The organism is Mycobacterium sp. NGS22, assembly GCF_059813095.1.
In genome coordinates, this window is sequence record NZ_JCALDY010000031.1 from 34,889 (window position 1) to 49,557 (window position 14,669).

Below are 14,669 nucleotides of genomic sequence, written 5' to 3' on the forward strand. Positions count from 1 at the left end.
CTGGACCGTGCCCGACTCCAGCAGCCCCCTGAAGATTCTCGTCTACAGCGACAACGTCCAGACCCGGGAGCAGGTGATGCAAGCCCTGGGTAAACGGCTGCACCCCGACCTGCCCGAGTTGAGCTACGTCGAGATCGCAACCGGCCCGATGGTGATCCGGACGATGGACGAAGGCGGCATCGACCTCGCCATTCTCGACGGGGAAGCGACGCCGACGGGCGGTATGGGTATCGCCAAGCAGCTGAAGGACGAGTTGTCCAGCTGCCCGCCGATCCTGGTCCTCACCGGACGGCCGGACGACGCGTGGTTGGCCAACTGGTCACGCGCCGAGGCGGCGGTGCCGCATCCCCTCGACCCGATCGTGCTGGGTCGCACGGTGCTCAGCCTGCTGCGAGCGCTCACGCACTAGCCGCGGAGCTGAACCCGCGGGGCTTCTTCCTCTTCTTCTGCCCGAGCGTGAAACTCACCGGGGGCGATCGCCGGCCGCAACGTGGCCACGTTCTCGACGGCTTCCTCGTCCTGCGACGCGGCTTCCCCGGCCGGCTTGGCCGCCGCGCGTAGACCCGACTGCGGAATCCCGGATGCCGTCGCGGGAGCGGTTTGCGCCGGTGCCGCGCCCGGGGCCGCCTGCGCGGCGATGCCAGGTGCCGCCGTCGGCAGCACGGTCATCGCCGGCACCTCGGCCGCCGGCGTTTCGGCGGCGTCCGGTGCCTCCGCCGACACTTCTTCCGAGGTCTGCTCGACGGCCTTCTTCTCGGACTCTTCGGGGTCTCCGTACTTGGCGAGAACCGGCACCGACGGACTGTCGCCGAGCAACCCGGCCATGGCGAGGCCGCCCATCGCCATCGGCATCATGCCCATGCCGGCAAACCCCGGACTCGCGACTCCGGTATTCGCGGCGGTGGCCGCGGCACTGGTTGCGGCCGCGGGTGCTGCCGCGCCGCCGCCGGTGTATGCCGACGGGTCACCGGCGGTGTAGCTGGCCGGCGCCAGGCCCGCGTCGGCGCTTCCGACGCCCCCAGCAGCGCTCCCGCCGCCACCGCCGCCCGCCGCCGCGGCGGCACCGCCGGCGCCTACCGGTCCGGCAGCGGCCGGGGCGCCCCCGGCCGCGCCCGCCGCGGCGCCGGTCCCCGAACCCGCGTGCGCGGCTGCGCTGAGTCCGCCCGCCAGACCAGCGGTCAGCGCCGGGAAGCTCTGCAAAACCGTCTGCCACGGCACCACCTGCGCGGCCGCCGCCGCGGCGCCGGCGTAATACCCCGTCATCGCGCTCACATCCTGAGCCCACATCTCCTCGTAGATGCTCTCGGCCATCATTATCAACGGCGCGTTCTGCCCGAACAGATTCGACATCACCAGCTGCACGAACGCGTTGCGGTTCTGCTCCACTGCACTGGGGTGAATGGTGGCTGCGCGGGCCGCTTCGAAGGCACTGACGACAGTGCGCGCCTGGCTGGCGGCCCCCATCGATTGCGAGGACGCCGCCGCCAACCAACCGGCGTACGGCGCCGCAGCAGCCGCCATCGCCGCAGATGCCGCGCCCTGCCACGCCTGTCCCGCCAGGTTCGAGATCACCGAGCCGAAGGAGTCGGCGGCCGATGCCAGCTCCGCGGCCAGTCCGTCCCAGGCCGCAGCCGCCTGCAACATGGGACCGCTACCCGCGCCGAGGAACATTCGCAAGGAGTTGATCTCCGGCGGCAACGTGGGAAAGGTCACAGTTTTCGTCCTTCCAGATCGGCCGTCAGCGGTTGCTGCTGACCCGCAAGAACCCCGCAGCAGTCCAGTGGTAAGGGTAACAACTAGCGCTCCGCCGAGTCTGCCGGTCGAAAGAATCGGCCATATTTTGCCTGGTTAAGAGCGTCGGCAGGACCGTGCGGCACATTTCGGGGCCATGGGCCCACGCGGCGCGGTATCGACGCCGCCCACCTCGGCCGCCCGTCGCCCATGACTTGTCCAAGAGCTTGACCCCGGCCACGAGCTTCGGCCGTCGCGAGACTATGTTGAAGGTCACTGTGATGGCCCACATGCCCGGTCCGTCACAACCAGCCCAGCCACCGCCCTGGCCGCTGCGCGGGCGGCCCATACGACGGATCGTGGAGCGAGTTGAACGTCTACATACCCATCCTGGTGCTGGCGGCCATCGCCGCAGCCTTCGCCGTCGGCTCGGTATTCCTGGCCAGCATCACCGGCCCGACCCGCTTCAACAGGTCGAAGCTCGAGGCCTACGAGTGCGGGATCGAGCCGACGGACACCTCCGCGGGCGGTCCGAACGCCAGCGGTCAACGGTTTCCGATCAAGTACTACCTGACCGCGATGTTGTTCATCGTCTTCGACATCGAGATCGTGTTCCTCTATCCGTGGGCGGTCAGCTTCGACTCGCTGGGGACTTTCGCGCTGGTCGAGATGGTGGTGTTCATGCTGACGGTGTTCGTGGCCTATGCGTACGTGTGGCGCCGCGGCGGCCTGACGTGGGATTGAGGTAGCAAAGTGGGACTGGAAGAACAGCTGCCCGGCGGAATTCTGCTGTCGACAGTCGAGAAGGTGGCGGGCTATGTCCGCAAGAACTCGCTGTGGCCGGCGACGTTCGGACTGGCCTGCTGCGCGATCGAGATGATGGCGACGGCCGGCCCCCGATTCGACATCGCCCGGTTCGGGATGGAACGGTTCTCCGCGACGCCGCGCCAGGCCGACCTGATGATCGTCGCGGGACGGGTGAGCCAGAAGATGGCGCCGGTGCTGAGGCAGATCTATGACCAGATGGCCGAGCCCAAATGGGTTCTGGCAATGGGCGTGTGCGCCTCGTCGGGGGGAATGTTCAACAACTACGCGGTGGTCCAGGGCGTCGACCACATCGTGCCGGTGGACATCTACCTGCCCGGGTGCCCGCCGCGGCCCGAGATGCTGTTGTACGCAATCCTGAAGCTGCACGAGAAGATTCAGGAGATGCCGCTCGGCGTCAACCGGGAACGCGCAATCGCCGAAGCCGAAGAGGCGGCCATGTCGGCGCGCCCGACCATCGAAATGCGCGGACTGCTGCGATGAGCTCACCGGAAAAAGACCCGCAGGGTGCGGCGTTGACGCCCGGCGCCCCGAAGACGGATTTCCCGGCCGACGGGCAGGAAGTCATCGCCGTTCGCCACGGCATGTTCGGTGTTCGCGGCACCGGTGACACCTCCGGATACGGCCGGCTGGTGCGCGAGATCGCCCTGCCCGGCGACACCCCCCGCCCGTACGGTGGCTACTTCGACGACATCGCCGACCGACTGGGCGAGGCCCTGGCACGCGACGGCATCGAGTTCGACGACGCAATAGAGAAAGTCGTCGTCTACCGCGACGAGCTGACCCTGAACGTGCGCCGGGATCTGCTGCCGCAGGTGGCCCGGCGGCTGCGCGACGAACCGGAGTTGCGGTTCGAACTGTGTCTGGGTGTCAACGGGGTGCACTACCCGAACGAGACCGGGCGGGAACTGCACGCCGTCTACCCGTTGAAGTCGATCACCCACAACCGGCGGCTGCGGCTGGAAGTGTCTGCGCCGGACAGTGATCCGCACATCCCGTCGCTGTTCGACGTCTACCCGACCAACGACTGGCACGAGCGCGAAACCTACGACTTCTTCGGGATCATCTTCGACGGACATCCGTCGCTGACCCGCATCGAGATGCCCGACGACTGGCATGGGCATCCGCAGCGCAAGGACTACCCGCTAGGCGGAATCCCGGTCGAGTACAAGGGCGCGCAGATACCTCCGCCCGACGAGCGCAGGGGTTACAACTGATGAGCACAACCGAAACGCTCGTGGTCGCCGGCGGGCAGGACTGGGACAAGGTCGTCGACGCCGCCCGTAACGCGGACCCCGGCGAACGCATCGTCGTCAACATGGGTCCCCAGCATCCGTCCACCCACGGGGTGTTGCGGCTGATCCTCGAGATCGAGGGCGAGACGGTCACCGAGGCGCGCTGCGGAATCGGCTACCTGCACACCGGGATCGAGAAGAACCTCGAGTACCGCTACTGGACGCAGGGCGTCACCTTCGTGACCCGAATGGATTACCTGTCACCGTTTTTCAACGAAACGGCCTACTGCCTGGGCGTGGAGAAACTCCTCGGCATCACCGACGAGATCCCGGAGCGGGTCAATGTCATCCGGGTGATGATGATGGAACTTAACCGGATCTCCTCGCACCTGGTGGCGTTGGCGACCGGCGGCATGGAGCTGGGCGCCATGACACCGATGTTCGTCGGATTCCGGGGCCGCGAAATCATCCTCACCCTGTTCGAGCAGATCACCGGGCTGCGGATGAACAGCGCCTACATCCGTCCCGGCGGCCTGGCCCAGGATCTGCCGCCCAACGGGGTGGACGACATCGCCGAAGCGCTTCGGCAGCTCCGGCAACCGCTGCGCGAAATGGGCGACCTGCTCAACGAGAACGCGATCTGGAAAGCCCGCACCGAGGATGTCGGATACCTGGACCTGACCGGGTGCATGGCACTCGGTATCACCGGCCCGATCCTGCGTTCCACCGGGTTGCCGCACGACCTGCGCAAGAGTGAGCCGTACTGCGGCTACGAAGACTACGACTTCGACGTCATCACCGCCGACACCTGTGATGCGTACGGGCGCTACATCATTCGCGTCAAAGAGATGTGGGAGTCGATCAAGATCGTCGAACAGTGCCTGGACAAGCTCAAGCCCGGCCCGACCATGGTCGAGGACCGCAAGATCGCTTGGCCCGCAGACCTTTACGTCGGCCCCGACGGAATGGGCAACTCACCCGAGCACATCGCCAAGATCATGGGCGGTTCGATGGAAGCGTTGATCCACCATTTCAAGCTGGTCACCGAGGGCATCCGGGTGCCCGCCGGCCAGGTCTACGTGGCCGTCGAGTCACCACGCGGGGAACTCGGCGTGCACATGGTCAGCGACGGCGGCACCCGCCCCTACCGGGTGCACTACCGGGACCCGTCTTTCACCAACCTGCAGGCAGTGGCGGCGATGTGTGAGGGCGGCATGGTCGCGGACCTGATCACCGCCGTCGCCAGCATCGACCCGGTTATGGGCGGAGTGGACCGTTGAGCGAACCCAACGTATCCGGCAGTGGCGAACGGGTTTTCATCAGACTCGGACCGCCTCCCGAAGAACCCAACCAGTTCGTCGTGGAAGGCGCGCCGCAGTCGTATCCGCCGGAGGTCGAGTCCCGGCTGGAGCTCGAAGCCAAGGAGATCATCGGCAAGTACCCCAACCAGCGTTCGGCGCTGCTGCCGTTGCTGCACCTGGTGCAGGGCGAGGATTCCTACCTGACACCGGCCGGGCTGGAGTTCTGCGCGCGACAACTCGACCTCACCGGCGCCGAGGTTTCCGCGGTGGCCAGCTTCTACACGATGTACCGCCGCGGCCCCACCGGTGACTACCTGGTCGGTGTCTGCACCAACACGCTGTGCGCCGTGATGGGCGGCGACGCGATCTTCGAGGACCTCAAGGAACACCTGGGCATCGGCAACGACGAGACCACCTCCGACGGATCGGTCACCCTGCAGCACATCGAGTGCAACGCGGCCTGCGATTTCGCGCCGGTGGTGATGGTCAACTGGGAGTTCTACGACAACCAGACCGTCGAATCTGCGCGCGGGCTGGTGGATTCGCTGCGCTCCGGTGAGCCGGTGGCGCCCACCCGAGGGGCGCCGCTGTGCAAGTTCCGCGAGACCTCGCGCATCCTGGCGGGCCTGCGCGACGAACGCCCCGACGAAGGACAGGGCGGCGCCGGTGCGGCCACCCTGGCCGGGCTGCGGGTGGCGCGCGAGAACGACATGCAGGCGACCGCGGCCCCGGGAGCCGAGTCGTGACCACTCCGCTGACGCCGGTCATCAGCCGGTATTGGGATGACCCCGAATCGTTTTCGCTTGCGACGTACGAACGTCATGACGGCTACAAAGCCATGAAGAAAGCCCTGTCCATGGATCCCGACGACGTGATCGGGACGGTCAAGGACTCCGGGCTGCGCGGCCGTGGCGGCGCCGGCTTCTCCACCGGCACCAAATGGTCGTTCATCCCGCAGGGCGACACCGGTGCCGCCGCCAAGCCGCACTACCTGGTGGTGAACGCCGACGAGTCCGAACCCGGTACGTGCAAAGACATTCCGCTGATGCTGGCCACCCCGCACGTGCTCATCGAGGGTGTCATCATCGCCTCCTACGCGATCCGCGCCAGCCACGCGTTCATCTACGTGCGCGGCGAAGTGGTCCCGGTGTTGCGGCGCCTGCAGAACGCGGTGGCCGAGGCTTACGCCGCCGGATACCTGGGCCGCGACATCGGCGGATCCGGTTTCGACCTGGAGCTGGTGGTGCACGCCGGTGCGGGTGCCTACATCTGCGGCGAGGAGACCGCGCTGCTCGACTCGCTGGAAGGTCGCCGCGGCCAGCCGAGGCTGCGGCCGCCCTTTCCCGCCGTCGCCGGCCTCTACGGTTGCCCGACGGTGATCAACAACGTCGAGACCATCGCCAGTGTCCCGGCCATCATCCTCAACGGTGTCGACTGGTTCCGGTCCATGGGCAGCGAGAAATCGCCTGGCTTCACGCTGTATTCGCTGTCCGGCCATGTGACCAACCCGGGGCAGTACGAGGCGCCGCTGGGCATCACGCTGCGTGAGCTGCTCGACTATGCCGGCGGAGTCCGCGCCGGGCACCGGCTCAAATTCTGGACGCCGGGCGGCTCGTCCACCCCGCTGCTCACCGACGAACACCTCGATGTGCCATTGGATTACGAAGGTGTCGGCGCGGTGGGCTCGATGCTGGGCACCAAGGCGCTGGAGATATTCGACGAAACCACCTGTGTGGTAAGGGCGGTGCGGCGCTGGACCGAGTTCTACAAGCACGAGTCGTGCGGAAAGTGCACCCCGTGCCGGGAGGGCACCTTCTGGCTGGACAAGATCTACGCGAGGCTCGAAAACGGGCAGGGCACCCGTGAAGACCTCGACAAACTTCTCGATATCTCCGACGCGATCTTGGGAAAGTCGTTCTGCGCGTTGGGCGATGGCGCCGCCAGCCCGGTGATGTCGTCGCTGCAGCACTTCCGCGACGAGTACGTCGCACACGTCGAAAGAGGCGGATGCCCGTTCGACCCCCGAGACTCGATGCTCTCGCTGGACGGAAAGGCATGAGCTCCCGATGACCACGACCTCTGATGCGACCAACAAGACCGGCGACGGCCTGGCTCAGCCGGAGATGGTGTCCCTGACCATCGATGACGTCGAAATCAGCGTCCCCAAGGGCACTTTGGTGATTCGCGCCGCCGAGCTGATGGGCATCCAGATCCCCCGGTTCTGCGACCACCCGCTGCTCGACCCGGTCGGTGCGTGCCGCCAGTGCCTGGTCGAGGTGGAAGGTCAGCGCAAACCGCTGGCGTCGTGCACCACCGTGTGCACCGACGACATGGTGGTGCGCACCCAGCTGACCTCGCCGGCCGCCGACAAGGCCCAGCACGGCGTGATGGAACTGCTGCTGATCAACCATCCCCTGGACTGCCCGATGTGCGACAAGGGCGGCGAGTGCCCGCTGCAGAACCAGGCAATGTCCAACGGCCGCGCGGAATCTCGGTTCACCGACCCCAAACGTACCTTCGCCAAACCGATCAACATCTCTTCCCAGGTGCTGCTGGACCGCGAACGCTGCATCCTGTGCGCGCGCTGCACGCGGTTCTCCAGCCAGATCGCCGGCGACCCGTTCATCGACATGCAGGAGCGCGGCGCGCTGCAGCAGGTCGGCATCTACGCCAACGAACCGTTCGACTCCTACTTCTCCGGCAACACCGTGCAGATCTGCCCGGTGGGCGCGCTGACCGGGACCTCCTACCGGTTCCGGGCCCGGCCGTTCGACCTGGTCTCGAGCCCCAGCGTGTGCGAGCACTGCGCGGGGGGCTGCGCCGAGCGCACCGACCACCGCCGCAACAAGGTGATGCGCCGGCTGGCCGGCGACGACCCCGAGGTCAATGAGGAATGGATCTGCGACAAGGGCCGCTGGGCCTTCACCTACGCCACGCAACGCGACGTGCTCACCACGCCGCTGATCCGGGACTCCTCCGGGGAGCTGGTGCCGGCGTCGTGGTCGCACGCGATCGTCGCGGCGGTACAGGGACTGCAAGCCGCGCGCGGTAACACCGGCGTGCTGGTCGGCGGACGGGTGACCTGGGAGGACGCCTACGGCTATGCCAAGTTCGCGCGAATTGTATTGAATACCAACGACATCGACTTCCGCGCCCGGCCCTACTCGGCCGAGGAGACCGATTTCCTGACAGCGCGCATCGCCGGGCGCCCGATCACGGTCAGCTTCTCCGACCTGGAATCGGCGCCGGTGGTTCTGCTGGTCGGATTCGAGCCCGAAGACGAGTCGCCCTCGGTGTTCCTGCGGCTGCGCAAGGGTGCGCGCAAGAACAACGTCCCCGTGTACGCCATCGCACCGTTCGCCACCCGGTCGCTGAAGAAGATGTCGGGCCGGTTGCTGCAGACCGCACCGGGCGCCGAACCGCAGGCGCTGGACGGCCTGGCGACCGGAGAGTTGGGTGACCTGCTCAGCACGCCCGGCGCGGTCATCATGGTCGGGGAACGTCTGGCCACCGTGCCCGGCGGATTGTCTGCCGCGGCCCGACTGGCCGACGCCACCGGCGCGCGGCTGGCCTGGGTGCCGCGGCGCGCCGGGGAACGCGGGGCGCTGGAAGCCGGAGCCCTGCCCGGACTGCTGCCCGGAGGGCGTCCCGTCGCCGACGACGCCGCCCGCGACCAGGTCCGCGCTGCCTGGCATGTGGACGAATTGCCTTCCACCCCAGGGCGCGACGTCGACGGCATCCTGGCGGCCGCGTCCGACGGGACACTGGGCGCCCTGCTCGTCGGCGGCATCGAACCCGGCGACTTCGCCGACCCGGCCGCGGTTTTGAACGCACTCGACGCGGCGCCGTTCGTCGTCAGCCTCGAATTGCGGCACAGCGAGGTCACCGAGCGGGCCGACGTGGTGTTCCCGGTCGCGCCCACCACGCAGAAAGCCGGCGCATTCGTCAACTGGGAAGGTCGCTACCGCGGCTTCGAACCCGTCTTCCGCGGCACTACCCTGCAGGCCGGGCAATCCGACCACCGGGTGCTCGACACCCTGGCCGACGAGATGGGCATCTACCTCGGCTGCGCCAGCGTCGAGTCGGCCCGCGAAGAACTGGCGGCACTGGGCAGCTGGGACGGTAAGCACGCCGCCGCGCCGCGCGTCGAGGCCGGCGAACCCGCACAACCCGACGCGGGGGAAGCGGTGCTGACCGGTTGGCGGTTGCTGCTGGACGCCGGTCGAGGCCAAGACGGCGAGCCGCATCTGGCCGGAACCGCGCGCAAACCCGAGGTTCGGTTGTCGCCGGCCACCGCGGCCGAGATCGGTGCCGCCGCCGGCGAATCCGTCACCGTCAGTACCGCGCGCGGCTCGATCACGTTGCCGCTCAACATCACCGACATGCCCGACCGGGTGGTGTGGCTGCCACTGAACTCACCCGGTTCGGCGGTGCACCGAGAGCTGGGCGTGACGATCGGCAGCGTCGTCAAGATCGGAGCGGGAGAATGACCGGACTGGGCGCCTTCGGACACGACACCTGGTGGCTGGTGCTGGGCAAGGCGCTTTTCATCTTCGCGTACCTGGTGTTGACGGTGCTGGTGGGCATCCTGCTGGAACGCAAGATCCTGGGTTATATGCAGTTGCGGCCCGGGCCGAACCGGGCGGGACCGTGGGGCACGCTGCAGAGCCTGGCCGACGGCGTCAAGCTGGCACTGAAGGAAAGCATCACCCCCAAGGGCATCGACTGGTTCGTGTATTTCGCGGCACCGGCCATCTCGGCGATTCCGGCGTTCACCGCGTTCGCTTTCATTCCGATGGGTCCCGAGGTGTCGGTCTTCGGCCACTGGACTCCGTTGCAGCTGACGGATCTTCCGGTCGCTGTGCTGTTCATCCTGGGCCTGTCGGCGATCGGTGTGTACGGGATCGTGCTGGGCGGTTGGGCGTCGGGTTCGACCTATCCCCTGCTCGGTGGTGTTCGCTCGACCGCCCAGGTCATCTCCTACGAGGTGGCGATGGGGTTGTCCTTCGCGGCGGTGTTCCTGTTCGCCGGCACCATGTCGACGTCACAGATCGTCGCCGCCCAGGACCGGGTCTGGTACATCTTCCTGCTGCTGCCGTCGTTTTTGACCTACCTGATCTCGATGGTGGGCGAGACCAACCGGGCGCCTTTCGACCTGCCCGAAGCCGAGGGTGAACTCGTCGCGGGTTTCCACACCGAGTATTCGTCGCTGAAGTTCGCGATCTTCATGCTCGCCGAGTACGTGAACATGACGACGGTCTCTGCGCTGGCCGCCACCATGTTCCTGGGCGGCTGGCACGCCCCGTGGCCGATCAATCTCTGGGACGGGGCCAACCACGGTTGGTGGCCACTGCTGTGGTTCACCGGCAAGGTGTGGTTGTTCCTGTTCATCTACTTCTGGCTGCGGGCCACGCTGCCCCGATTCCGGTACGACCAGTTCATGGCGCTGGGCTGGAAGCTGCTGATCCCGGTTTCGCTGGGCTGGATCATGATCGCAGCCGTCATCCGCTGGTCGCGTAATCAGGGATTCGAGCATTGGACCACGCTGCTCGTGGTCAGCAGCCTGGTCGTCGGGGTGGTGTTGCTGCTGACGCTGCGTAAGCCGTTCAGCGCGCCCAGTCCGCGGGCACGAGAGCGGCGGCGCCGCAGGGAACTCGACGAGAGCCCGGCCGAACCGGCGTTCCCCGTTCCGCCGCTGCCCTTGAAGAAACTCGAACAGCCAGTTGGTGCGAGCAAGGAGACGGCACGTGGCTAAAATTCTGGACGCCCTGGCCGGATTCAAGGTGACGTTCACCTCGATGTTCAAGAAGAACATCACCGAGGAATACCCGGAGAAGCCCGGCCCGGTCGCGCCGCGCTACCACGGACGTCATCAGCTCAACCGCTATCCCGACGGGCTGGAGAAATGCATCGGCTGCGAGTTGTGCGCCTGGTCCTGCCCTGCCGACGCGATCTACGTCGAGGGGGCCGACAACACCGAGGAGGCGCGGTTCTCGCCGGGTGAACGCTACGGGCGGGTGTATCAGATCAACTATCTGCGGTGCATCGGCTGCGGCCTGTGCATCGAAGCCTGCCCCACCCGGGCGCTGACCATGACCAACGACTACGAGCTGGCCGACGACAATCGCGCCGACCTGATCTACGAGAAAGACCGCCTGCTGGCCCCGCTGTTGCAGGACATGCTGGCCCCGCCGCATCCCAGGACCGAAGGCGCCACCGACAAGGACTACTACCTGGGCAACGTGACCGCGAACGGTCTGCGGCAGAACCAGGAAGTCGGGGATGCCCGGTGATCAGCTATCTGGCGGCCGACGCGCTTGTTCGCACCTCCACCGGCGAAGCGGTGATGTTCTGGGTGCTGGGCACCGTGGCGTTGATCGGCGCGCTCGGCGTGGTGCTGGCCGTCAACGCCGTGTACTCGGCGATGTATCTGGCGATGACGATGCTCATCCTGGCGGTGTTCTACATCGCCCAGGACGCGCTGTTCCTCGGCGTCGTTCAAGTCGTGGTGTACACCGGCGCGGTGATGATGTTGTTCCTGTTCGTGCTGATGCTGATCGGCGTCGACTCAGCCGAGTCGCTGAAGGAGACACTGCGCGGACAGCGGATCGCCGGCGTGGCGACCGGCGTCGGATTCGGCGTCCTGCTGATCGCGGCGATCGGCAACGTGGCGACCGGCGGCTTTTCCGGTCTGAGCGCCGCAAATTCCGGCGGCAACGTCGAAGGCCTTGCCGCACTGATCTTTTCCCGCTACCTGTGGGCGTTCGAGCTCACCAGCGCGCTGTTGATCACCGCCGCGGTCGGGGCCATGATCCTGGCGCACCGTGAGCGGTTCGAGCGCCGCAAGACCCAGCGCGAACTCGCCGAGGAACGCTTCCGTCCCGGCGGGCGCGCGACTCCGCTGCCCAACCCGGGCGTCTACGCGCGGCACAACGCCGTCGACGTGGCCGCGCTGCTACCCGACGGCTCCTACTCGGAGTTGTCGGTCTCGAAGATCCTGCGCACTCGCGGTGCCGACGGACTCGAAACCCCGTCCCCCGAATCCGTCAAGGGAACCCGATCGTGAATCCGGCCAACTACCTTTACCTTTCGGCACTGCTGTTCACCATCGGGGCTTCCGGTGTGCTGCTGCGGCGCAACGCGATCGTCATGTTCATGTGCGTCGAGCTGATGCTCAACGCGGTCAATCTCGCGTTCGTCACCTTCGCGCGCATGCACGGCAAGCTGGACGGGCAGATGATCGCGTTCTTCACGATGGTGGTCGCCGCGTGCGAGGTGGTGATCGGCCTGGCCATCATCATGACGATTTTCCGTGCCCGCAAATCGGCGTCGGTCGACGACGCGAATCTACTCAAAGGCTGACACGCCAAGATGATTCACTACACCTGGCTGCTGGTGGCGCTCCCCCTGGCAGGTGCCACCATTCTGCTGTTCGGCGGTAGGCGCACCGACGCCTGGGGACATTGGCTGGGCACCCTGGCCGCGCTTTCCTCGTTCGGTGTCGGCGTGGCGCTGCTGACCGACCTGCTGGGTCGTGCCGCCGAAGACCGCACCATCCACCAGACCGTGTTCAGCTGGATTCCCGTGGGTGGTCTGCAAGTCGACTTCGGGCTGCAGATCGACCAGCTGTCAATGTGTTTCGTACTGCTGATCTCCGGCGTCGGATCGCTGATCCACATCTATTCGGTCGCCTACATGGCCGAAGATCCCGATCGTCGCAGATTCTTCGGCTACCTCAACCTGTTCCTGGCTTCGATGCTGCTGCTGGTGGTGGCGGACAACTACATGTTGCTCTACGTCGGCTGGGAAGGCGTCGGCCTGGCGTCGTATCTGCTGATCGGCTTCTGGTACCACAAGCCGTCGGCGGCCACGGCGGCCAAGAAGGCGTTCGTGATGAACCGGGTCGGGGATGCCGGCCTGGCGCTGGCCATGTTCTTGATGTTCGCCACCTTCGGCACGGTGTCCTACAGCGGCGTGTTCGCCGACGCTCACTCGGCTAGCACCGGGGTGCTGAACGCGATGGGGTTGCTGTTGCTGCTGGGTGCCTGCGCCAAATCCGCCCAGGTTCCGCTGCAGGCCTGGCTGGGCGACGCGATGGAAGGCCCCACCCCGGTGTCGGCGCTGATCCACGCCGCCACCATGGTGACCGCCGGTGTCTACCTGATCGTGCGGTCCAACCCGGTGTTCAACCTGGCTCCCGGCGCGCAACTCGCCGTCGTCATCGTCGGCGCCGTCACCCTGATGCTGGGCGCATTCATCGGCTGCGCCAAGGACGACATCAAGCGTGCCCTGGCCGCGTCGACGATGAGCCAGATCGGCTACATGGTGCTGGCCGCCGGCCTCGGCCCGGCGGGTTACGCGTTCGCGATCATGCACCTGCTCACCCACGGCTTCTTCAAGGCCGGGCTGTTCCTCGGATCCGGCTCCATCATTCACGCCATGCACGAAGAGCAGGACATGCGTCGCTACGGCGCGCTGCGTTCGGCTCTCCCGGTCACGTTCATCACCTTCGGGCTCGGATACCTGGCCATCATCGGTGTGCCGCCGTTCGCGGGCTTCTTCTCCAAGGACGCGATTATCGAGGCCGCGCTGGGTTCCGGTGGCGTCCGCGGTTATGTCCTCGGCGGGGCGGCCCTGCTGGGCGCCGGCATCACCGCGTTCTACATGACGCGGGTGATGCTGATGACCTTCTTCGGCAAGAAGCGTTGGGCGCCTGGGTCGCACCCGCACGAAGCGCCGGCGTTGATGACGGGGCCGATGATCCTGCTGGCGTTCGGTTCGGTGTTCTCCGGCGCCTTGTTCGCCATCGGCGGCACGCTCAAGCACTGGCTCGAGCCGGTGGTCGGCGCGCACGAAGAGGCCGGGCACGCGATACCGGCTTGGGTCAGCACATCACTGGCCCTCGGTGTCGTGGTGGTCGGCATCGCGGTGGCTTACCGGAGGTACGGCGGCAAGGCCGAGATCCCGCGGGTGGCTCCGGCTCAGGTGTCGGTGTTGACGACGGCCGCGCGGGCCGACGGTTACGGCGACGCCTTCAACGAGGAGGTCTTCATGCGCCCCGGTGCGCAACTGACGCACGCGACGGTCGCCGTCGACAATGCCGGTGTGGACGGGTCGGTCAACGCGCTGGCCGCGTTGGTGGGCCGAACGTCGAATCGCCTGCGCGGCATGCAAACCGGCTTCGCCCGTAACTACGCGTTGTCGATGCTGTTGGGCGCGGCCGTGTTGGCCGGAGCGTTGTTGGCGGTGAACCTGTGGTGAACTTTCCTTGGCTGAGCGCACTGTGGCTGCTGCCGCTGGCCGGTTCGGTGCTGATCATCCTGCTCCCCCCGGGTCTGCGGCGGCTGGCCAAGTGGACGGGTTTGGTGGTCAGCATTGCGACGCTGGCGCTGTCGCTCGTCGTCGTGATCGGTTTCGAGCCGGGCGGCAAGACCTACCAGTTCGTCGAATCACATGAGTGGATACCGGCTTTCGGCGCCGGCTACACCTTGGGTGTGGACGGCATCGCGCTGATCCTGGTGCTGCTGACCACGGTGCTGATTCCGCTGCTGCTGATCGCGGGCTGGAATGACGGGGG

Annotated in this window: 13 protein-coding genes and 2 pseudogenes; 14 read left to right on the top strand and 1 reads right to left on the bottom strand. The window is 66.7% G+C overall.

The window, feature by feature from the left end; all coding sequences use genetic code 11:
* The first annotated feature begins 7 nt into the window (after positions 1-7).
* Positions 8-409, top strand: coding sequence for an Rv3143 family two-component system response regulator (locus AC5Y47_RS22060; RefSeq protein WP_499946383.1), 402 nt, complete (start codon positions 8-10; stop codon positions 407-409).
* On the opposite strand, the gene AC5Y47_RS22065 is transcribed toward AC5Y47_RS22060, so the two are convergent.
* Entirely contained in the window at positions 406-1,713 is a 1,308-nt protein-coding gene (locus AC5Y47_RS22065; protein ID WP_499946384.1) for a PPE family protein, read from the bottom strand. The genes AC5Y47_RS22060 and AC5Y47_RS22065 overlap by 4 nt on opposite strands.
* A 387-nt stretch (positions 1,714-2,100) precedes the next feature.
* Between AC5Y47_RS22065 and AC5Y47_RS22070 the strand changes: the two genes are divergently transcribed.
* The 13 genes and pseudogenes from AC5Y47_RS22070 to AC5Y47_RS22130 form a co-directional block, all read left to right on the top strand.
* Positions 2,101-2,475, top strand: coding sequence for an NADH-quinone oxidoreductase subunit A (locus AC5Y47_RS22070; protein WP_499946385.1), 375 nt, complete (start codon positions 2,101-2,103; stop codon positions 2,473-2,475).
* 9 nt (positions 2,476-2,484) lie between these two features.
* Positions 2,485-3,039, top strand: a complete 555-nt coding sequence (locus AC5Y47_RS22075; RefSeq protein WP_499946386.1) for a NuoB/complex I 20 kDa subunit family protein — start codon at positions 2,485-2,487, stop codon at positions 3,037-3,039.
* Entirely contained in the window at positions 3,036-3,773 is a 738-nt protein-coding gene (locus AC5Y47_RS22080; protein WP_499946387.1) for an NADH-quinone oxidoreductase subunit C, read from the top strand. Before AC5Y47_RS22075 ends, AC5Y47_RS22080 begins: the two co-directional genes overlap by 4 nt.
* Positions 3,773-5,071 (top strand): NADH dehydrogenase (quinone) subunit D, encoded by a 1,299-nt coding sequence (gene nuoD, locus AC5Y47_RS22085; protein WP_499946388.1) that lies wholly within the window; start codon positions 3,773-3,775, stop codon positions 5,069-5,071. Before AC5Y47_RS22080 ends, nuoD begins: the two co-directional genes overlap by 1 nt.
* Positions 5,068-5,838, top strand: coding sequence for an NADH-quinone oxidoreductase subunit NuoE (nuoE, locus tag AC5Y47_RS22090; protein WP_499946389.1), 771 nt, complete (start codon positions 5,068-5,070; stop codon positions 5,836-5,838). Before nuoD ends, nuoE begins: the two co-directional genes overlap by 4 nt.
* Positions 5,835-7,151 carry an NADH-quinone oxidoreductase subunit NuoF gene (nuoF, locus tag AC5Y47_RS22095; protein WP_499946390.1) on the top strand — a complete coding sequence of 439 codons (1,317 nt, stop codon included), beginning with the start codon at positions 5,835-5,837 and terminating at the stop codon, positions 7,149-7,151. Before nuoE ends, nuoF begins: the two co-directional genes overlap by 4 nt.
* A gap of 7 nt (positions 7,152-7,158) precedes the next feature.
* Positions 7,159-9,582, top strand: a complete 2,424-nt coding sequence (locus AC5Y47_RS22100; protein WP_499946391.1) for an NADH-quinone oxidoreductase subunit G — start codon at positions 7,159-7,161, stop codon at positions 9,580-9,582.
* Positions 9,583-9,587: 5 nt separating this feature from the next.
* Complete coding sequence (gene nuoH, locus AC5Y47_RS22105; protein ID WP_499946397.1) at positions 9,588-10,847, top strand: NADH-quinone oxidoreductase subunit NuoH; 1,260 nt, start codon at positions 9,588-9,590, stop codon at positions 10,845-10,847.
* A pseudogene (nuoI, locus tag AC5Y47_RS22110) lies at positions 10,831-11,385 on the top strand (NADH-quinone oxidoreductase subunit NuoI); the annotation flags it as partial. The gene nuoH and the pseudogene nuoI, both read left to right, overlap by 17 nt.
* Positions 11,382-12,158: an NADH-quinone oxidoreductase subunit J gene (locus tag AC5Y47_RS22115; RefSeq protein WP_499946392.1), complete on the top strand. Its 777-nt coding sequence runs from the start codon at positions 11,382-11,384 to the stop codon at positions 12,156-12,158. The pseudogene nuoI and the gene AC5Y47_RS22115, both read left to right, overlap by 4 nt.
* Positions 12,155-12,454, top strand: coding sequence for an NADH-quinone oxidoreductase subunit NuoK (gene nuoK, locus AC5Y47_RS22120; RefSeq protein ID WP_055580875.1), 300 nt, complete (start codon positions 12,155-12,157; stop codon positions 12,452-12,454). Before AC5Y47_RS22115 ends, nuoK begins: the two co-directional genes overlap by 4 nt.
* A 9-nt stretch (positions 12,455-12,463) precedes the next feature.
* Positions 12,464-14,353, top strand: a complete 1,890-nt coding sequence (gene nuoL, locus AC5Y47_RS22125) for an NADH-quinone oxidoreductase subunit L (RefSeq protein ID WP_499946393.1) — start codon at positions 12,464-12,466, stop codon at positions 14,351-14,353.
* Positions 14,347-14,669: pseudogene (locus AC5Y47_RS22130) on the top strand (NADH-quinone oxidoreductase subunit M); the annotation flags it as partial. The gene nuoL and the pseudogene AC5Y47_RS22130, both read left to right, overlap by 7 nt.

Coding starts and splice junctions, on each gene's coding strand:
- nuoD (WP_499946388.1), top strand. CDS start 3,773: ATGAGCACAACCGAAACGCTCGTGGTCGCCGGCGGGCAGGACTGGGAC.
- AC5Y47_RS22100 (WP_499946391.1), top strand. CDS start 7,159: ATGACCACGACCTCTGATGCGACCAACAAGACCGGCGACGGCCTGGCT.
- AC5Y47_RS22080 (WP_499946387.1), top strand. CDS start 3,036: ATGAGCTCACCGGAAAAAGACCCGCAGGGTGCGGCGTTGACGCCCGGC.
- nuoL (WP_499946393.1), top strand. CDS start 12,464: ATGATTCACTACACCTGGCTGCTGGTGGCGCTCCCCCTGGCAGGTGCC.